The 18,931-nt window shown below is 65.7% G+C and carries 21 protein-coding genes and 4 tRNA genes; 16 read left to right on the top strand and 9 right to left on the bottom strand.

Features of this window, described 5'->3' with window-relative positions; translation table 11 throughout:
- Positions 1-26: 26 nt before the first annotated feature.
- On the bottom strand, positions 27-638 hold the full coding sequence (locus tag A7G45_RS18515) for a PaaI family thioesterase (protein ID WP_260939260.1): 612 nt from the start codon (positions 636-638) through the stop codon (positions 27-29).
- 33 nt (positions 639-671) lie between these two features.
- Between A7G45_RS18515 and A7G45_RS18520 the strand changes: the two genes are divergently transcribed.
- Entirely contained in the window at positions 672-1,169 is a 498-nt protein-coding gene (locus A7G45_RS18520; protein ID WP_260939261.1) for a DUF1990 domain-containing protein, read from the top strand.
- Between the two features lie 54 nt (positions 1,170-1,223).
- Here the strand turns inward: A7G45_RS18520 and A7G45_RS18525 are convergent, their stop codons facing one another.
- Positions 1,224-2,462 carry an HNH endonuclease gene (locus A7G45_RS18525; RefSeq protein ID WP_260939262.1) on the bottom strand — a complete coding sequence of 413 codons (1,239 nt, stop codon included), beginning with the start codon at positions 2,460-2,462 and terminating at the stop codon, positions 1,224-1,226.
- 371 nt (positions 2,463-2,833) lie between these two features.
- On the opposite strand from A7G45_RS18525, the gene stpK7 reads away from it, so the two are divergent.
- Positions 2,834-4,612 (top strand): serine/threonine protein kinase StpK7, encoded by a 1,779-nt coding sequence (gene stpK7, locus A7G45_RS18530; protein ID WP_260939263.1) that lies wholly within the window; start codon positions 2,834-2,836, stop codon positions 4,610-4,612.
- Between the two features lie 4 nt (positions 4,613-4,616).
- Here the strand turns inward: stpK7 and A7G45_RS18535 are convergent, their stop codons facing one another.
- Entirely contained in the window at positions 4,617-5,390 is a 774-nt protein-coding gene (locus A7G45_RS18535; RefSeq protein WP_260939264.1) for a transporter substrate-binding domain-containing protein, read from the bottom strand.
- Positions 5,391-5,435: 45 nt separating this feature from the next.
- On the opposite strand from A7G45_RS18535, the gene A7G45_RS18540 reads away from it, so the two are divergent.
- Together A7G45_RS18540 and A7G45_RS18545 are read left to right on the top strand one after the other, a co-directional pair.
- Positions 5,436-5,882 (top strand): hypothetical protein, encoded by a 447-nt coding sequence (locus tag A7G45_RS18540; RefSeq protein WP_260939265.1) that lies wholly within the window; start codon positions 5,436-5,438, stop codon positions 5,880-5,882.
- Between the two features lie 92 nt (positions 5,883-5,974).
- The gene (locus tag A7G45_RS18545) at positions 5,975-7,372 is read left to right on the top strand and encodes a type II NADH:quinone oxidoreductase NdhA (RefSeq protein ID WP_260939266.1); all 1,398 of its coding nucleotides are present in this window, start codon (positions 5,975-5,977) and stop codon (positions 7,370-7,372) included.
- A gap of 86 nt (positions 7,373-7,458) precedes the next feature.
- On the opposite strand, the gene A7G45_RS18550 is transcribed toward A7G45_RS18545, so the two are convergent.
- Positions 7,459-8,973 (bottom strand): PPE family protein, encoded by a 1,515-nt coding sequence (locus tag A7G45_RS18550; RefSeq protein ID WP_260939269.1) that lies wholly within the window; start codon positions 8,971-8,973, stop codon positions 7,459-7,461.
- Positions 8,974-9,127: 154 nt separating this feature from the next.
- Here A7G45_RS18550 and A7G45_RS18555 point away from each other — a divergent pair, with 154 nt between their 5' ends.
- Complete coding sequence (locus tag A7G45_RS18555) at positions 9,128-9,865, top strand: GNAT family N-acetyltransferase (protein ID WP_260939272.1); 738 nt, start codon at positions 9,128-9,130, stop codon at positions 9,863-9,865.
- A gap of 67 nt (positions 9,866-9,932) precedes the next feature.
- On the top strand, positions 9,933-11,075 hold the full coding sequence (locus A7G45_RS18560; RefSeq protein ID WP_260939274.1) for a hypothetical protein: 1,143 nt from the start codon (positions 9,933-9,935) through the stop codon (positions 11,073-11,075).
- Positions 11,076-11,202: 127 nt separating this feature from the next.
- Here A7G45_RS18560 and A7G45_RS18565 read toward each other — a convergent pair.
- A tRNA-Val gene (locus A7G45_RS18565) sits at positions 11,203-11,277 on the bottom strand.
- A 289-nt stretch (positions 11,278-11,566) separates the two neighbouring features.
- Between A7G45_RS18565 and A7G45_RS18570 the strand changes: the two genes are divergently transcribed.
- From A7G45_RS18570 to A7G45_RS18585, 4 genes are all read left to right on the top strand, one after another.
- A tRNA-Gly gene (locus A7G45_RS18570) sits at positions 11,567-11,639 on the top strand.
- A 27-nt stretch (positions 11,640-11,666) separates the two neighbouring features.
- Positions 11,667-11,740: transfer RNA gene (locus A7G45_RS18575), tRNA-Cys, on the top strand.
- 14 nt (positions 11,741-11,754) lie between these two features.
- Positions 11,755-11,829, top strand: a tRNA-Val gene (locus tag A7G45_RS18580).
- Positions 11,830-12,041: 212 nt separating this feature from the next.
- Positions 12,042-12,233: an excalibur calcium-binding domain-containing protein gene (locus A7G45_RS18585; RefSeq protein WP_043986251.1), complete on the top strand. Its 192-nt coding sequence runs from the start codon at positions 12,042-12,044 to the stop codon at positions 12,231-12,233.
- Between the two features lie 22 nt (positions 12,234-12,255).
- Here the strand turns inward: A7G45_RS18585 and A7G45_RS18590 are convergent, their stop codons facing one another.
- Genes A7G45_RS18590 through A7G45_RS18600 form a run of 3 tightly spaced genes read right to left on the bottom strand, consistent with a single transcriptional unit; the run spans position 12,256 to position 13,598 of the window.
- Positions 12,256-12,468: a three-helix bundle dimerization domain-containing protein gene (locus tag A7G45_RS18590; RefSeq protein WP_260939276.1), complete on the bottom strand. Its 213-nt coding sequence runs from the start codon at positions 12,466-12,468 to the stop codon at positions 12,256-12,258.
- Positions 12,469-12,525: 57 nt separating this feature from the next.
- Positions 12,526-13,005: a DUF6653 family protein gene (locus A7G45_RS18595; RefSeq protein WP_260939278.1), complete on the bottom strand. Its 480-nt coding sequence runs from the start codon at positions 13,003-13,005 to the stop codon at positions 12,526-12,528.
- A complete protein-coding gene (locus A7G45_RS18600; RefSeq protein ID WP_260939280.1) occupies positions 13,002-13,598 on the bottom strand; it encodes a TetR/AcrR family transcriptional regulator in 597 nt (198 codons plus the stop codon). Before A7G45_RS18600 ends, A7G45_RS18595 begins: the two co-directional genes overlap by 4 nt.
- A gap of 531 nt (positions 13,599-14,129) precedes the next feature.
- On the opposite strand from A7G45_RS18600, the gene A7G45_RS18605 reads away from it, so the two are divergent.
- From A7G45_RS18605 to A7G45_RS18630, 6 genes are all read left to right on the top strand, one after another.
- Positions 14,130-14,465: a hypothetical protein gene (locus A7G45_RS18605; protein ID WP_260939281.1), complete on the top strand. Its 336-nt coding sequence runs from the start codon at positions 14,130-14,132 to the stop codon at positions 14,463-14,465.
- Between the two features lie 111 nt (positions 14,466-14,576).
- Positions 14,577-15,098: an Rv1352/Rv1906c domain-containing protein gene (locus A7G45_RS18610; protein ID WP_260939284.1), complete on the top strand. Its 522-nt coding sequence runs from the start codon at positions 14,577-14,579 to the stop codon at positions 15,096-15,098.
- Between the two features lie 18 nt (positions 15,099-15,116).
- Positions 15,117-15,770, top strand: coding sequence for a DedA family protein (locus A7G45_RS18615; RefSeq protein ID WP_260939287.1), 654 nt, complete (start codon positions 15,117-15,119; stop codon positions 15,768-15,770).
- A gap of 52 nt (positions 15,771-15,822) precedes the next feature.
- Positions 15,823-16,593: a Clp protease N-terminal domain-containing protein gene (locus tag A7G45_RS18620; RefSeq protein ID WP_260939290.1), complete on the top strand. Its 771-nt coding sequence runs from the start codon at positions 15,823-15,825 to the stop codon at positions 16,591-16,593.
- Positions 16,594-16,716: 123 nt separating this feature from the next.
- Entirely contained in the window at positions 16,717-17,265 is a 549-nt protein-coding gene (locus A7G45_RS18625) for a hypothetical protein (protein WP_133761876.1), read from the top strand.
- A 77-nt stretch (positions 17,266-17,342) separates the two neighbouring features.
- Complete coding sequence (locus tag A7G45_RS18630; protein WP_260939292.1) at positions 17,343-17,873, top strand: GNAT family N-acetyltransferase; 531 nt, start codon at positions 17,343-17,345, stop codon at positions 17,871-17,873.
- Positions 17,874-17,876: 3 nt separating this feature from the next.
- On the opposite strand, the gene zapE is transcribed toward A7G45_RS18630, so the two are convergent.
- The gene (gene zapE, locus A7G45_RS18635) at positions 17,877-18,920 is read right to left on the bottom strand and encodes a cell division protein ZapE (protein ID WP_043399266.1); all 1,044 of its coding nucleotides are present in this window, start codon (positions 18,918-18,920) and stop codon (positions 17,877-17,879) included.
- Between the last annotated feature and the right edge of the window lie 11 nt (positions 18,921-18,931).

Below are 18,931 nucleotides of genomic sequence, written 5' to 3' on the forward strand. Positions count from 1 at the left end.
TCATCGCTTCGCGGCCCAGCGCCATCTCAGGGCTGACCCGGCTTGAGCTTGACGAAGAGGGCCTCGGCGTCGGCGAGGACGGTGTCGCCGTCCAGCAGCGCGCCGGTGATGAAGATCTTGCGGCCCTCGACACGTTCCAGGGTCGCCGTCGCCTGCAGGTCCCGCTCGACCGGAACGATCTGCCGGTAGTTGATGTGCAGGTAGGCGGTGCGCTGGAACGGGCTGTCCGTGAGCCGGTAGGCGGCGTGCCCCAGCACCGAGTCGAACAGCAGCCCGATGGCCCCGCCGTGCGCGGCCCCGTTGCGGCCCAGGTGGAAGCGCCGGAACCGCACGGGACCGGCGATCCGGCCGTCGTCGGTGACCTTGAGGTTCGACGGCACGTTCAGGATGTTGCCGCGGTTGGGCAGGTCGAGGCGACGGCCTGACGGTGAGTGCCATTCGTCGGCGCGGTAGGGCGCCAGGAGCGCGTTGGCCTGCTCGATGAGGTTCGCCGCCTGGCCGATGACGTCGTCGGGTGCGTCGGCGCCACGCGCATGGTCGCTGACCATGCGGACCGATTCGACGAACCGGCCGTAGTCCGGGCCGCCCTGGGTGGTGGGTTTGGGCGGGTTGAACCCACCACCGGCATGCTTATCCACCTGCTTCTCTTACCACGGTGGCAAGGTGGCCCCATGAGACTGAGCGACCTGGCCGGGCTGGCGTTCACCTACCCCGACGTCGGCGCGACGGCCGGCGAGCTGCCCGACGGCTACCACCACGTGCGTGCGGCGGCCCAGATCGGCACGGGCCGAGCACGATTCGATGCGGCGGCCGACGCGGTGCTGCGCTGGGGCATGCAGCGGGGCGTGGGCATGCGGGTGGACGCGACGACGGTGACCGCAGCTCCCGGAACCGACGTGCTGGGCCGACTCGGGCCGATGAGGGTCCCCTGCCGCGTGGTGTACGTCGTCGACGAACCCGACCGGCGCGGGTTCGCGTACGGGACATTGCCTGGCCATCCGGAGTCCGGCGAGGAGCTGTTCTGCGTGCGCCACGACCCGACGACCGACAAGGTGTATGCCGAGATCAGCGCGTTCTCACGGCCCGCCACCTGGTGGAGCCGCCTCGGCTCACCTGCCGCACGAGTGGCACAGCGGGTGATCACCCAGCGCTATCTGCGCGCCGTCTGAGCGATTTGCCGTTCGGCCCCAACACTGTTCAGTTGTCAAACAGCAGGTCGGGTGTCAGGCGGCCACATCCAGTCGCATCGTGCGGCGGTTGTTGGCGGGGATGGCTCGCCGGTGCGGGTCGACGGCGGCCGGTGGGATCAGCCACGGATGCTTGTCCATGCCCATGACCACGTCCCAACCGTCGTGATGGACATTGGCGTGGCACGCCGGGCACAGCAGGCACCCATTGCCCAAGCTGGTTTCGCCGTGGTGGCTCCAATGCACGATGTGATGCGCATGGGTGCGCCCGGGCGGTGCGCCGCATTTGATGCAGCACTGATCACGCAGATACAGGGCCTTGCGTAGGTGAGCGGGGAACAGGCGTTTCTCCCGCCCCATGTCCAGCGGCACGTGTTCGCCGTCCACCAGCACCGTGGTGACCGTGGTGTCGCAGGTCAGCCGGTCCAAGGTCAAGGCGGTGATCGGCCCCATGAACTCCAACTCCGCCAAGTCCGGGGTGTCCGCGGGCACCGTCAGCAGCAGTTGCGTACGCGGCGCGCTGGCCATGTCCCCGCCCCGGGCGGCGATATCCAACACCGCCTCCAACGCATCAGCACGCCGCCGCCCCGCCGACCGCACATCCGGGCTGCCGTCCGGTTCGGGCCGCGGCGCCGACAACTCCTCCATCGCCGCCACGTATTTGGCACCGACTTCAGCATCCAGGTCCGCGCGGATCTGCAACCGGCCGTCACTGGTCACCCGATGGTCCACGGTATTGATCGACCGGTCCTCCGCCGCCGGCACGCCACCCTCGGCGGCGGCCACCCGATTCCCCAAACGACGAGCCCGGTCACCGATCGCAGCCGGAGTCGCCCCCGAGAAGAACTGCCCCAACAAATCGGTGACCTGCGCGAAGCGACTGGCCTCGTCCACCGGACCAGGTGAACGTGCCCGAATGTGATTGATGCCCTTCACGATCGCATCGACATGCTCACCAGAAATCGCCCCATCAGCAGCATGCGCCACCAAGGTCGGCAGCAACGGCAACGCAGCACCAACACGCACCAACCGCTCCGCCACCGACGGTGCACAACCAAGACCAATCAGCAGCTCACGCGGGGTCCGCCCCTGCGCGGCCGCCACCCCACACCGGTCCAGCGCCCCCGCCACCGTGGCCGCCAGATAATCAACCACATTCCGCAACGCCACCAGCAGCCGCATCACCGCCAGGGCGTCACCCCCGGCCATCTCGTCGGGGACATACGCCCCTCGGATGATGTTGAGGCTGGTGGTGAGTTCTCCCGTGATCCCCATACCCCATTCTATCGAACACCTGTTCGAACAGCAAGGGTTCTGGTGTTCGAAGTTCAGCGAAATCATGTCCACGACGACACCCGGTTCCACGTTTCCGACGACGCGGTGACCATCGAATTGGATTGGATTGGAATGAATTTCGATCGGTTCAACGGTCTGCCGCCTATCGGCGAAGCGCTCCAGGGCCGATCATCGACGAGGGCATCTACTTCGACAGCGCCACCCAGGTCACCCAGATCGGCAAGAGCGAACTGCCGACCCTGGCCTGGAACTCGGCGACACCGGCCAGACACGTGAGCGTCATTCACTCAGACTCCGCTGACCACGTGTTGTAGCTTTCACACGACACTGACACGGCCAAGGAGTGCTGCGTGGAGCCGACACGATTCGGGCAGTACGAGCTGCGCGAACTGATAGGCCGCGGCGGCATGGGCGAGGTGTACGTCGCCTACGACACCAACACCCAGCGCACCGTGGCGCTCAAGGTACTGCCGCCGCACCTCGCCAAGGACCCCGTGTTCCAGGAACGGTTCAAGCGCGAGTCCCAGGCCGCTGCCGGTCTGAACGAGCCGCACGTCGTCCCCATTCACGGTTTCGGCGAGATCGACAATCAGCTCTACCTGGACATGCGGCTCATCGAAGGCCGCACCCTGGCCGAGATCCTGGCCGACACCGAACACCGTCCGAGCCCCGAGTTCTCCGTCGGGGTCATCGAGCAGATCGCCGCGGCCCTGGACGCGGCGCACGCGACGGGGCTGATCCACCGCGACATCAAGCCGTCCAACATCCTGGTGACCGACCATGACTTCGCCTACCTGATCGACTTCGGCCTCGCCCGCACCGCCGGCGAACACGGATTGACCACGGCCGGAAGCACTCTCGGCACGCTGGCCTACATGGCGCCCGAGCGGTTCGAGGGCGGCCAGGCGGACCCGCGCTCGGACATCTACGCGTTGACCTGCGTGCTGTACGAATGCCTGACCGGCAAGCGGCCGTATCCGGCGGACAGCCTCGAGCACCAGATCGCCGGGCACATCAGCGCTCCCGCGCCGAAGCCGTCCGACGTCGATCGCCGCCTCGCCGCGTTCGACGACGTGATCTCCGAAGGAATGGCCAAGAAGCCCGGCAAGCGCTATCAGCACGCCGGTGAACTCGCCGCGGACGCCCGCGCCGCGCTGAGCGCCCAAGGCCGTGTCTCGGGCCGAACGGGCCGGACGGGCCCGCGAACGGGATCGGGACGCCATGCGGTGCAGCCCGCCGAACCGAAGCGCCGTACCCGGCGGGTCGTCATCGCCGTCGGCGCGGTCATCGTGTTGGCCGCCGGCGCCGGAACAGCCTGGCTCTACTGGTCCCGGCAGTACGAGGTCGGGCCGTCGGGCTCGGTCCCGTCGATCGCCGCCAAGGTGCCTGCCGATCTCAAGGATTCCGGACGGCTGGTGGTCGGGGTCAACATTCCTTATGCGCCAAACGAATTCAAAGGCCCGGACGGCAAATTCACCGGATTCGACGTCGACCTGATAACCGCGGTGAGTCGCGTGCTGGGGCTGGAGCCGGAGTTCCGGGAGATCGGCATCTCCAAGATCGTGGCCTCGGTCCGTGACGGCGTCATCTCGGTCGGGGCGTCGTCGACGACCGACACGAAACAACGGGAGAAGTCAGCCGATTTCGTAACGTACTTCAAAGCCGGTGTGCTGTGGGCGCGGCGGGCCGGATCGAGCGTGGACCCCAGTGCGGCGTGTGGACTTCGAGTGGGTGTGCACCTGGGCTCCGTCGAGGAGACCGACCATCTGCCGGCCCGCAGCGCGGCGTGTGTGGCGGCGGGGGTCGCGCCGATCGAGATCGTCCCCATCGCCGGCCAGGACGGCGTCACCGCGGCCCTGCTGGCCGGCACCGTCGACGCGATGGCCGCCGACTCGCCCGTCACCGGCTACGCGATCAAACTCAGCGGAGGCAAGCTCGAGGCTGCCGGCGGGATCGTCGACGCGCAGCCCTACGGGTGGCCCGTGCCCAAGGGCTCGTCTCTCGCCTCCGCACTGCAAGCGGCGCTGAAACATCTGATGCAGACCGGTGAGTACCGGCAGATCGCCACCAAATGGGGTGTGGAGATGGGCGTCATCGACAAGCCCGTCATCAACGGCGCGCTGCGTTAGACCTTCACTTCGGCCCGATATCCGCGCCCAGCCACGTGCGGCTGACGGTTGCGTAGCTGCCATTGCCTTGAATGGCGCTGAGCCACTGGTTGATTCGCCGCTGCAGCGCCGTCGCATCCTTGGGCATCAGGTAGGCCTTCTGTGCGTCCGTGAATGGCCGGTCGGTCGACACCCCGCACAGTTGCGGATGTTGCGTGACCTGCCAACGGATTTCGCTGCCGTCGGTGATCATGACGTCGGCCTTGCCGTCGATGACCTGATCGAAAATGGTGCTGTTGTCGGGGTAGCCGACGATGGTCGCGTGGTGCAGGTTGGCCCGGTCGAATTGTTCGTTGGTGCCACCGGGATTGACGACCACCCGAACTCCCCCGCGGTCGATTTCGGCCAGGGAACGGTAATTCGCGGCATCGGTGCACCGCACGACGGCGGCCTTGCCGTCGCGCAGATACGGGTCCGAGAACAGCGCCCTGGCAGCCCGCTCGGCGGTGACGGTGATGCCACCGACCGCCAGGTCGCATTTCTGGCCCAGGTCGGCCATGAGCGTCGGCCAGGTGGTCGGCACCAAATCCAGATCGGCGCCGGTACTCCGGGCGAAATCCCGGACCAGATCGATGTCCATGCCGCTCCACTGGCCGTCGGCGTCGCGGTAGGTGAACGGGCGGTAGTCACCGGTGCTGCACACCTTCAGCGTCTGACGCGACTCCCCGTCAGGCGATCCGCACGCCGCGGCCGCCGCGATGACCAGTGCCAACGCGCCGCGGATCACTGTGCGCCTCATTCAGCCAGGCTCTCACGCGACCACGAGGTCGCCTACGCTGGCTCTATGCGTCGAGTCGCGGCACTGGCAGTGGCAGGTGCGCTGCTCAGTGCCTGCACGCAGACCGTGTCGGGGCAGGCCGGCGCGCCGGCCGAGCTCACCTGGCAGCGCCCCATCACCAATGCGGTGTCCAGCCTGGGTGGCACGCTCGGCACCGTCGGCGAAGGGATGACCGCGCACGACTTCGTCGCCATGTCGCGGGACTGCACGAAGCTGCAACGGACTTTGGACGATCTCGGCAAGAACCTGCCGACCCCCGACCAGGACGTCAATTCATCGTTGCAGGACAGCATCGACAACTTCCGTTCGTTCGCCCGCGTTTGCATGATGATGACGCCGGGCACCGCGGACGCGGCACTCGATCAGCTGAGCGGCTACCTGGAACGCGGTGACAGCTCCATGCGAAAAGCCTTGCAGCAGATGGGAATCGAGCTACCAGCAGCAGGGCGCTGACGTCTGGACGTCAGTTGTCACCCGCGGCGGAGAGATTGCCAGTATGTTTGCCCTGTCGTTCGGTCCTCACGGTTGTGCCCCGAAGGAGCAACATGACCCTCGCGTCCCAGCGTCATCGCGTCGTCGTCATCGGATCGGGATTCGGTGGCCTACAGGCCGCCAAGGCCCTCAAGCGCGCCGACGTCGACATCACCTTGATCTCGCGCACGACCACCCATCTCTTCCAGCCGCTGCTTTACCAAGTCGCCACCGGCATCCTGTCGGAAGGCGAGATCGCGCCGACGACACGATTGGTGCTGCGCAAGCAGCAGAACGTCACCGTCCGCCTCGGCGAGGTCGAACACATCGACCTGGAGGCGCAGACCGTCACCTCCAAGCTCATGTCGCAGGAGACCGTCACCCCGTTCGACAGCCTGATCGTCGCCGCCGGCGCCCAGCAGTCCTACTTCGGCAACGACCATTTCGCGACGTTCGCACCGGGCATGAAGACCATCGACGACGCCCTCGAGCTGCGCGGCCGCATCCTGGGTGCGTTCGAGGCCGCCGAAGTGGTGACCGACCCGGCAGAGCGTGAACGCCGGCTCACCTTCGTCGTCGTCGGCGCCGGACCTACCGGCGTCGAGCTGGCCGGGCAGATCGCCGAGCTGGCCGAACGCACCCTGGCCGGGGCGTTCCGCAGCATCAAGCCGCAGGACTGCCGGGTGATCCTGCTGGACGCCGCCCCTGCGGTGCTGCCGCCGATGGGCGCCAAGCTCGGCGCCAAGGCGCAGAAACGCCTGGAGAAGCTCGGCGTCGAGATTCAACTCAACGCGATGGTCAGTGACGTCGACTACAAGGGCATCACCGTCAAGGACAAGGACGGCACCGAGCGCCGTATCGACTGCGCATGCAAGGTCTGGTCGGCCGGTGTGCAGGCGAGCCCACTGGGCAAGCTCATCGCCGAGCAGTCCGACGGCACCCAGACCGACCGTGCGGGCCGCGTCATGGTCGAACCCGACCTCACCGTCAAGGGACACCCGAACGTGTTCGTCGTCGGCGATCTGATGGCCGTCCAGGGCGTGCCAGGCATGGCGCAGGGCGCAATCCAGGGCGCCGCCTACGCCGCCGGCATCATCAAGCAGCACCTGGCAGGCCAGGACGACCCCGCCAACCGTGAGCCCTTCAAGTACTGGGACAAGGGCAGCATGGCGACCGTGTCGCGGTTCGATGCCGTCGCGCAGGTACCGATTCCGTTGACCAACAAGAAGCTCGAATTCGCCGGCGTGCTCGCCTGGCTGTCGTGGCTGGTGCTGCACCTGGTCTATCTGGTCGGCTACAAGAACCGGGTGACGACGCTGTTCACCTGGTTCGTCACGTTCCTGGGCCGCGGGCGTGCCCAGATGGCGATCACCAGCCAGATGATCTACGCGCGGACCTCGATGCAGCTGCTGCAGAACCAGTTGAATGCGTTGTCCGCGGCCGACAAGGCCGAGAAGGATGAGTCCGTCTAGCGGTTCGCCGCAGCGACAGCATGGAAATCCGTTGGGACACAGGCCATACGGAACGACTGTGCGGCGGCTGACTGCCGGTCTGATCGTCAGTTTTCGGTGTCGGGGTTCCAGGTGCCCGGAAGCATGGGCGCCCGCGCGCCGTCGCTGAATTGGTCAGGGGCCAACGCCGTCAATCCCGCGGGCGTCGCACCCGATCTGGACACGGCGCCGGTGAACCCCATCGGCCCCGCGCCGTGGTTCGAGGCCCGCGCGGCAGACGCGTCGTCGTCCGGATCTGGGCCCGAGTCCCATTCGGGAGTGACGTCCAGGTCCATGTATTCGACAGCGCGGCCTTCTTGCTTGCTCCGACCGCGGCGGCGGCGTGCTTGCCGCGCCGCAGCCGCGGCGCTCGAGGCTGCCTGAGCGGTCGCGGACCCTCGCGCCGACGCGCCGGCGTCAGCGCGCGCCTGACGCTGAAGCCAAGTGGTCGCGCCGACGCCGGCACCATCACCGACCGCGTACGGGAAACCCGGGTCGCCGATAGGCGGCGGCGACGTGGGGGTGGGCGCGGGTGCTGGCACAGAGCCGGCCGCCGTCGACGCGGGGGCACTTGCCGGAGCGGTGGCCGAGGCGGACGTCGACGACGGACTGGGCGCAGGGGCCGACGTGGCGACAGGCGTGGACGGTTCCTGCGAGGCAGGAGGCGGCTGCGCACCAACTGCCTCCGGGGACACCTGGATTCCGGCCAGCCCCGCGAACCCGGCCACCCAGCCCAGGTTGGCGATCGCCAACCCCAATGCCGGCTGGATCAGGGCCGGCGCGAACTGACCGAGTACCGAAGCCAATTGGGAGGCATGGAACGTCACGTCCGCCAACACCAGCGGCAGGTTGGTCAGCAGCGCAGCCGGATCGGTCAGCAAGTTGTTCCAGAGGAGTTCGAGATGCTCGCCCATCTCGGCGCCCACGTCCAGCCACCACTCCCAGTGGGTCGGGTCCAGATCGCCGTGGCCGTGGTCGTGATCATGGCCGTGATCGTGATCGTGATCGTGATCATGGTCGTGGTCGTGGTCGTGGTCGTCGTGCTCCACGATCGACGGCGCGGGTGTGGAGTGCGGCGTGGACGTCATCGCACCGTCCGACACGGCCTCGTAGGTCGCCATTGCGGTGGCGGCTTGCACCCACATGCGGACGTAGTCGGCCTCGGTCACCGCGATGGGAATTGTGTTGATACCAAAGAAGTTCGTGGCCACCAGCGCGGCCTGCGTGGCATGGTTGGCGGCCAATTCGACAAGGGTGGGCATCGTGGCCAGCGCGGCGCTGTATGCGCCGGCGATGGCCTCGTGTTGGACCGCGCGGGCATTGCTTTCGAGGCCGCTCTGAGTCAGCCACGCCAAGTACGGGACGTGTGCGGCCACGTACATCTCCGCACTCGGCCCCTGCCACGAGCCGGCGTTCGTTGCGGCGAGGACTGCTCGAAGTTCCTCGGCAACCGCCTCGTAGGTCGCGCCAAGCAAAGACCATGCGGCAGCGGCGGCGAGCAACGGACCTGGGCCTGGACCGCTACTGAGCAAGGCCGAATGCACCTCTGGCGGCGACGCCATCCACACCGGCATTGCCATCACGCATCCCCTCCCACCGCTAACGATAATGAAAACTATGTTCATTAAGGTAGCAGCCGGGTGGTACGGCTCGAGAAAATGCGTTGCCGATCGAGTGGGGCCGCAGGAAGATGCGACCTGCCCACCCCAATGCTTCCAGCGCCCCAGGAGTACTTCCGTGCCCGACTTCGCACCGGTCATCACCGACTACTGGGCCGCGGCGTTCAGCGGGAAGCCGTTGCACAACAACGAATATCTGACGATCACCGCCAACCCCGATCTCGACGACAACGAACGCGTAACCATCTTGCGGACTGCCGACGATGACCGCGTCTCGATTGCCGTCAGCCCCGCAGTCGCCGATGCACTGGCCAAAGACATTGCCGCGCTCGGCAATCCGACAGAGACCGACGTCCGGGCCGCGCTGGCCGCCCAAGGCGTCGTACTGAACGGCGCCGATAGTGTGTTTTATCTCTCAGATTCGACGGCCGACGACATCCTCGGCGACACCGAATCCATCAACGTCCGCCGCCTCACCGAAAGGGACGCCGACATGTTTGCGGCGTTCAAAGCGGCCGTTTCCGAAGAAGATTGGGACGGCGCATACGTCGAGCTTGATCACTGGGCCGTGTTCGGCGCATTCGACGACCGCCAGCACCTGGTCAGCATCGGCAGCATGTATCCGTGGGACGACGAGTATCCGTTGGCCGATCTCGGCGTGCTCACCACCAGCGCCGCGCGGGGCCGAGGGCACGCAAAGACCTTGGTGCGCGGTATGTTTCGCTACGCGCTCACCGAAGGATACGAGCCGCAGTACCGGTGCCAGCTGGACAATGCCGCCTCGAACAAGCTGGCCGCGAGCCTGGATTTGCAGATCTTCGGGCAGTGGGAAGTCGTCATTCCAGAGGAAGGGTGAAGCAACTCCGCTCGCAACCCAGGTCAAGCATCGGATAGCAGCTGCGGCCGGTCCGTCACCAGAGCACGTGTCGGCCGAACGGGTGAATTTCGCGTCGAGTTTGGGCAGTTCGCCAACCCCTCGCCAGCAAGTCTTCGATGATCTCGAGGTGATCCAAAACCGAGGATTCAGAGGATTCACCAGCGCGCTCTACCGGCTTGTCACGTTCACGGCAGGCGTCCACAACGTTCCCTGCGCGACTTACTTGGCGTCAGCGCCACCCGACACGGTACGAGTCGCTTTCGACCAATACGGAGTCATCTATCCCACATCAGTAGATGTTCCAGCCATACGCCAACCTCGCATAGGCAGCAACTACGCGTGGTCCCTCCGGCACGAGCTTGATCGCCTCGGCTATGAGTATGGCCCGTCGCAAATTGCTGCCGCCACTGCCCAAGTCGCGGAATCTTTGAAGACGAAAGCAAAGAGCGTCCCGGCAAATTGCATGGTCGTCTTGATTCACGGATACAACAACGCTCTCCCTGCTGCGGCCGAGAATTACTCTCGCATCAGGGCTCAGCTTCAGCATCACCCAATACTCAAACCGGTGTATTTGGAGGTGTTTTGGGACGGAATGCACCGCGGTCCGCTCACCTGGCGCGCGCCGTTGTTGTACTGGTTCGACGCCATGACGTACTCCAATATCGCCGGACAGATCGGCCTTCGATCGCTCATGAACAGGCGACCCCTTGACCTGCCAGTCCTGTTCATCACGCACAGCCGCGGCGCGGGCGTGGCGTTCAGCTGCATTTCCGACCCGGTCTATGACGACCACATCGAGGTCGGCGAATATGAAGCATCGACGCTGCAATCGGCTCCGTCAGTAGCTCTTGTATGCCTCGCGCCCGCTGTAGGCAATGGTCACTCGTTACCCAAAGTGCGAGCCGCGCTTCCAAAAAACTCATCGCTCGGAATCGGTTTCAACGAACGCGACCCCGCTCTGCAGAAGCCATTCGTCGGCGCACAGTCCCTGGGCGACACGTCCCTCGGGACCAACGAAGATTTTTTTCTAGATGCCGAAAGGGCGACAAACATGGGCAGCACCTGGCTCTATCGATCGGTGTATGCGGATTATCCGAAGCACGACCTGCAGGGTTACTTGGAGCATGAAGGCGGGAAGCCATTCAACGCACTCCTTGACGGCGCCGCGGCCACTCTTCGCATCGTCTAGCCGCACCACCGCGTCACGGAGAATCACAGAAACTTGGCCCGAATGGTGGCCCGCAGGATGCCTTTGAGCATCGCAGCGCTCAGGGCAATTCAACGAATACAAATCTCGGCGGCTACCTGAGTTTGTGTGGTGGTCCCGACTGGGATCGAACCAGTGACCTTCCGCGTGTGAGGCGGACGCTCTCCCCCTGAGCTACGAGACCGGGGAATCTCACCGACCGAATCGGTGCGACGACAGACACTAACACGTCCCGTGACCCGAACGGGAATCGCGCCCCGCGGCATCCGGCCGCACCCACCCGGGTCACCCGAACCCGCCACCGCACCGCCTCAGGAGTCACAGGACGCAACGCCTGAAACACCGGCCATGACTCGGTCAGCTCCCCGAACCGGCCTGTTTACCAGCGGTTTTCACGCGATTTGTGTCTGCTCGCATTCGTGCACTAATGTCTTGCATCGCAACGGACGAACAAAGTTCAACCGAAGCGAAACGCGGATGTAGCGCAGTTGGTAGCGCATCACCTTGCCAAGGTGAGGGTCGCGGGTTCGAATCCCGTCATCCGCTCGAAGGTGCGAAGGCATCAGCCCCAGTGGTGGAGTGGCCGAGTGGTGAGGCAACGGCCTGCAAAGCCGTGCACACGGGTTCGATTCCCGTCTCCACCTCCACAAGTTTCAACCCGGCGCGATTAGCTCAGCGGGAGAGCGCTTCCCTGACACGGAAGAGGTCACTGGTTCAATCCCAGTATCGCGCACCAGCGCTTCACGACAGGCCCGGTTTTCGAACCGGGCCTTTCTCTTGTTTCGCGGCGGCACAGGTGGACGGGTTACCGAATCCAGCAATCCACAATTTATTCGTACCAATGCGCTGCTTTTTTCTCAATTCGCATACAGACCAGTAGCGACAGCAGTAGCGTCCACCTTGCAATATCGGCATATTGCCGATCCGAGCTAACTCTCCGAGGTCGAAATGTTGCGTGCGTTGATCGTTGCTGCCCTGATCACGTCTGGCGGAGTCGCCATAGCCCCCGCCGCCCAGGCGTCCGGTTACAAGAACTGTTCGGCAGCTCATGCCGACGGCCGGTACAACATCCCTCAGGGAGATCCCGACTACAAGGCGTCCCAAGACCGCGACGGCGACGGCATCGCCTGCGAAGGCTGATCAGAGCCCGCAGGAATACGGCTCAGACCGCGGCGGCTCGCAGGCCTTGATCGAGTTCCTCGCGGACGTGTCGCTCCACCAGGAGGGGCACGAAATCCCGCACCGCGCTCGACGCGAAACCCTCGTGCGCGTGTCGAACTGCGGCGGCGATCCGGTCGGGATCGAGTGACGGATATCGAGTCGTCAGGCGTGCCACGACTTGGCCGATCGCTCGCTCTTCGCTGAACTCGCGCATCGAATTATTCTCGCGCAGCACTCCCCCGTGCGCGACCAAAACGAGATAAGAGTCCGGTCACTGACCGGCGGTCGCCTCGTCATAGAAGATGCCGAGCCGGTCGATGCGCCACAGCTGTCCGTAGACGACGAGCACCGCGCCGAACACCGTCGGCCAGATGAGCAGCGCGGCGAGTCCCCACACCAGCAGCCCCGCGCCGACCAGGGCTCCGACTATCCAAATCCTTTGCACCACAGCAAAACCCGCCGGCATACGCGAGCGGTCCTGCAGCCACAGCCGCTCGCCGTAGATGCCACGGGACGACCAGGCAACGGGTTTGTCGACGGGTGCGAATGCGTGCGGATTCCACCACAGCCACAGGATGACGACGCCGACCGGCACCAGCGCCCACCACCCGATCCAAATACGGCTCCAGATGGCCAGCATCATCAGCGGGATGGCGGCGAATCGGGTCCATACGCTCCACGGGTTGGCGTGACGGCGCCAGGCCTCGTCGCTCATGCCGGCGGCGCTGGCGTACTTGTCCAGCAGCTTCATCGGAGCATCCCCCTTGCCAGAGTCCGGATGGTCGCATCGAGCACGTCGTCGTATTCGGCGCCGAACCGGTCACGGCTCATCACCACCAGTCCGACAGACCGCATGACGCCCAGCAGGGCCGTCGGTGCGATGTCGTCGACCAGGACGCCGGCCCGCTGCCCGGCCGCGAGGTAATCGAGCACCGGGCTGACGACCTGCGGCACGACCCGGGCGAGCTGTTCGGGCCCGACGCGACGGGTGACCGCCGTCAGCTCGTCGGCGCGCATCAGCAGCCGCCGATAGAACGGATCGTCGACGAGCACGTCGGTCATGGCACGCATGAGGCCGACCAGGTTGTCCTCGTCGATCGGACGGCTGAGCGCTTCGCTCAGCCCCGAGGCCACCAGAGGCGCACGCCGCAGCATCACTTCGAGATAGAGCGACTCCTTCGAGTCGAAGAACACGTAGAAGCTGCCCTTGCTGATCCCCGCCGCCTGCACGAGCTCGTCCAGCGACGTCTTCTTCAGGCCCTGGGTGGCGAACAACTGCTCCGCCGTCTCGACCAGAACACGTGCAATGCCGTCCTTCTCGTCCGGGGTAAACGCCACCGCCATAGCTATGACTCCTTTGGTCAATCAGTCATAGCTTACCCGTTTGAAAGCCCCACCACCAGGGCATCCCAACACCACCGCGCGGCCACGAAGGCGCGGGCACAGTGAACACGCTCGGATAGCGATTGCCCAGCGTGTAACGCTTTACTGCTATTCGTCGATGAACTAGACCGATGCGCCTCATTCAATAGCTACGCGGCGAAATTGACCTGCCGTGCAGCTAATTTGGTTGACGTAATGTTCTCAGCCTCGTTCCCAGTGGGCGTGCAGCCCACTCAAAAGGTCCAACGAGACAGACATCAGTACTGTTCAACGCCTTGCATGCGAGTTCTTGCAGGTCGGCCCACGATCCAGCCCCGACACCACACCCGCCCCACCCGTCGTCACGTCGACGACGGTCTTCTTTGTCCACAGCAAATCTGAAATCGCAAAGTGAACATTTCCAAGAAGTTCGCTCATATGGTTGCGCGAGACGCGAACGTGGACTACAAATGTTTGCTGTAAGCGACTTTCGCTCCAGGAGGGACCCTCATCATGGCTAACATCACCACTCGTCGTATCGCAGGATCGATCGCGCTCGCCGGAGGCGCCGCGATCGTCGCGCTCGCCGGTGCCGGCGCCGCCTCGGCCGCCCCGACCCCGCCGCCGAACCCGATCCAGCAGATCGGCCAGTTCGGCACCCAGCTCAACCACGCCATCGGCCAGTTCGGCACCGACAACGAGCAGGCCCTCGGCCAGGCCGGCACCTACTACAACCAGGCCGCCGGCACCGCGGGCACCTACTACAACCACAACACCGGCGTGCTCGGCACCTACGCCACCAACCAGCTCGTCGGCCTCGTCGGCGGCATTTTCGCACCCCAGCACTGATCGCTCGCGCAAACAGCGAAGGGCGTGGGCCACAACGGCCCACGCCCTTCGCTGTTTTCTTGGCCACTCATCGCCCCACGCACATAGCTAGAAGAGCTAAACTTTGACCTCATGAGCTCAAAGACGTCGATCGCCGTTGCCGCGGCACTGGCCGTGGTGAGCTGGGGCGCATCGACGGCCGTCGCCGTGGCCGACCCCACGCCGGCCCCTCCGGGCCCTGCCGCGCCAAACGCCGCAGGCCCGAAGACCAGCATCGACGGTGACGGACTGTTCATCGTCGGCAAGGACATCGCGCCCGGCACCTACGCCACCGCCGGACCCGTCGGTGACAAACGCTGCTACTGGCGCCGGATGAACAACGCAGACCCGCACGCCAAGAACAACGTCATCGACAGCGCCATGACCGCCAAGCCGCAGGTCGTGCTCATCGATGTCACCGACAAGGCGTTCAAGACCAGCGGCTGCCAGCCGTGGCACGTCACCGACGCCGCCCCGGACTCCCCTGGACCGGGTCCGAACATCTCCCCGCAGGCCCGCGCCGCGATCGCCATTCTCGGCACCCTCGGCGGAGGCGGCGGTGCTCCCGCCCCAGCGCCCGCACCGGCACCGCCTGCGCCGACACCTACGCCTTAGTAGTGCATCCTTAGCGGCATGGACGTCGACGCGCTGCTGCAATCGATCCCACCGCTGGCGGTGTACCTCGTGGTCGGGCTCGTGATCGGGCTCGAAAGTCTGGGCATCCCGTTGCCGGGCGAGATCATTCTCGTCACGGCCGCGGTCATGTCATCGCGGCACACTCTCGACATCGACCCGGTGGGCGTCGGGCTCGCGGCCGCCGCCGGCGCCATCATCGGCGACTCGATCGGATACAGCATCGGCCGACGCTTCGGCATGTCACTGTTCGAACGTCTCGGCCGCCGGTTCCCCAAACATTTCGGCCCGGGCCACGTGGCGCTCGCCCGCCGGCTCTTCAGCCGGTGGGGTGTCTGGGCCGTGTTCTTCGGCCGCTTCGTCGCGCTGCTGCGCATCTTCGCCGGGCCGCTGGCAGGTGCTCTCAAGATGCACTACACGCGCTTCCTGGCCGCCAACGCGGCCGGCGGAATCGTGTGGGCGTGCGGCACCACGGCCGTCGTCTACTACCTGGGCGTGGCCGCCGAGAAGTGGCTGGCCCGGTTCTCCTGGGTGGCCCTGCTGGTGGGCGGCCTGCTCGCCTTGACCGTGACCCTGGTACTGAAAGAGCGCACCGCGAAGGCCATCGAGCAACTGGAAACCGAGCACGACTGGGACACCCTGCGTCACTCGTAATTTTCGTCAACCACCGGTTGACGACTCCCTATCGTCAACCTATGGTTGACGCATGTCCGAATCCGCGCATACGTCGACTCCCAATCCGATTGCCGGCACCATCCGCCTCGATGACCTGATCGTGGCGATCAAGAAGGTGCACACCGAACCGCTCGATCAGCTCACCGATGCGATGCTGGCCGCCGAACACCTCGGCGACATCGCCGACCACCTCATCGGCCATTTCGTCGACCAGGCCCGCCGCTCGGGCGCGTCGTGGACCGACATCGGCAGCAGCATGGGCGTCACCAAGCAGGCGGCGCAGAAGCGCTTCGTACCCAAGGAACCCCGGCTCGACACCATGGATCCCAAGGACGGATTCAGCCGGTTCACCCCGCGCGCCCGCACCGTCGTCGTCGAGGCCCAGCAAGCCGCGCACACCTCGCGCAGCACCGAGATCACCCCAGACCATCTGCTGCTCGGACTGCTCACCGATCCGGGATCATTGGCCATGGTCCTGCTGGCCAACCAGGGCATCACCGCCGACCAGATCCGCACGGCCGCAGCCGTTGCCGTCGGCACCGCCGAACCCAAGGCGCTGATCCCGTTCGACGGCGCTGCCAAGAAGGTGCTGGAACTTACCTTCCGCGAAGCACTTCGGTTGGGGCACAACTACATCGGGACCGAACACATCCTGCTGGCGCTGCTCGAATCCGAGGACGCCGACGGACCGCTGCACCGTCTCGGCGTCGACAAGGGCCACCTCGAAAACGAGCTCGAGAAGATGCTCGCCGACTTCGTCGCCGCCGGGCACGCGGCCGGAGAACAGTCCGGGCCGGCGTGAGTGTCCACTGACAGGGACAAATCGACCCACTGACCTCGACGAAGTGGCCAGATCTACTCCATTCGGACGAGGCCGTGATGGCGGTATGCCATCATGCGAGGCAGTCATTACGGAGAGGACGCGATGAGCACGGGCGTGAACGGCAACAGGACCTACCGATGGTTGGCGGGGTTGCTCGGTGCGTTGACCCTGCTGGCCGCCACGCTGGCGCCGTCGGCGGCGGCCGAGACGACCATCGGCAACGTCGGCGATACCTTGCGGGTGAACTACAAGGGCCTGGTCGCCGATGTGACCGTGCACAACGTGCTCCCGTCTGACGAACCGCCGGGCTGGACCTGGAACGGCACCCCACGGTGGCGTAACCAGGGTGGCCCGTGGAAGTCCGACGTCACGGTCCACGTCATCTCGACGCCGAACCCCTACTGGATGGCGTCCGGCGCCACCTTCACCGGCGTCACCCCCTTCGCCGACGCCTATGTGTCCAAGCACACCGACGACCCCAACGCGCTGGAGCTCAAGCTGCTGAGCGCGCCCGCCGGGTCCACCGTCGACGGCGTCGTCTACTGGGACGTCTACCGCGGTCTGGTCAGCAACGTGGTCATGCTCAACCCGGCCACCGGCACGCACCTCGCGCAGTGGAATCTCTGGCAGCCGGGCACACCGATCCCCTGAGCCGCCGTCGATCCGACATAAACTGCCCCTGGCCCCTAGGACAGGGGCAGTTTTGTGTCTGCGGCAAGGAGATTCCGATGACGGTTCAGGTGCGGCCTGCGCAGGCCGCGGATGTCGCCGAACTGGCTGACGTGGCTGCCGCCACGTTCCCGCTGGCCTGCCCGCCGTCGTCGGCGCCGGACGACATCGCCGCCTTCATCGCCGGCAACCTGTCCGCCGATCGCTTCGACGCGTACCTGCGCGATCCCGAGCGCGCCGTGTTCGTCGCCCACGACGAAGCCCGAATCCTGGGCTACACCATGCTCATTCGTGGCGTGGCCGACGACGCCGAGGTGCAGCGCGCCGTGCCGGCACGGCCGGCCGTCGAACTGTCCAAGTGCTACGTGCTGCCCGACGTGCACGGCGGCAAGGTTGCCGCGACGCTCATGGATGCGTCGGTCGGGTTCGCCCGGGACCTGGGCGCCCGCTGCGTGTGGCTCGGCGTCAATCAGGAAAACCAACGCGCCCAACGGTTCTACCGCAAGCACGGGTTCGAGATCAGCGGCACCAAGACCTTTCAGCTCGGCGGGCGGATCGAGAGCGACTACGTCCTGGTGCGCTCTCTGTAGCCACTAGGCGTGGAGCTGGGTGCCCTCGTGGGTCAGCGCGAGCAGGCGCGACGTGGCACGCAGGTACTTCTTGCGGAAGCCACCGGCCAGCATCTCTTCACTGAAGACGGTGTTCATCTTCTCCCCCGACGCGACCACGGGGATGCCCGCGTCGTAGAGCCGGTCGATCAGCGACACCAGCCGCAGCGCGACGGCCTGGTCGTACACCATGTGCACGCCGGTGATGAAAACCCGTTGCACGCCTTCGATCAACGCGTGATAGCGCGACGGGTGCATGGTCGCCAGGTGCGCGCACAAGGCGTCGAACTCGTCGAGGGTGGCGTCTTCGACGCCGAGTGCCCAGGACCGCACCTCGTCGTCGGACGGCGGCACCGGAGCCGACGGCAGGGCGCGCTGCCGGTAATCGGGGCCCTCGACCCGGACCGTGGTGAAAATGCTTGACAGCGTGTTGATTTCCCGCAGGAAATCCTGGGCGGCGAAGCGGCCCTCACCGAGCTGTTCGGGCAGCGTGTTCGACGTCGCGGCGATCGACACACCGCGCTCCACCAATGCCGACAGCAGCCGGGAGATCAGCGTGGTGTTGCCGGGATCGTCGAGCTCGAACTCGTCGATGCAGACCACCACATATTCGGACAGCAGGTCGATGCACTCGGTGAAGCCGAAGACGCCGGCCAGCTGGGTCAGCTCACCGAACGTGGCGAACGCGGCTGGGCCGGCGTTGGCCCCGGCCAGCGTGTAGTACGTCGACGCCAGGAGGTGGGTCTTGCCGACACCGAAACCGCCGTCGAGGTACATCCCGACGCCGGGCAGCGCCTCCCGCTTGCCGAACAGTTTCTTCTTGCCCGCGCGCTGACGCGTCGCGTCCTCGCAGAATTTGCGCGCCGAAACCACCGCCGCGGTCTGCGACGGCTCATTCGGATCGGGCCGGTACGAGTCGTAGCTGACGTCGGCGAAGGTGGGTGGCGGAACCAGCTCTGCGATCAGTCTTTCCGGCGTCACGGTCGGATGGCGATCGGTCAGGTGCGCGACTTCGCTGGCCCCAGGCATGAAGGCACCTT

This window comes from Mycolicibacterium llatzerense (assembly GCF_025331195.1).
Lineage (GTDB): Bacteria > Actinomycetota > Actinomycetes > Mycobacteriales > Mycobacteriaceae > Mycobacterium > Mycobacterium llatzerense.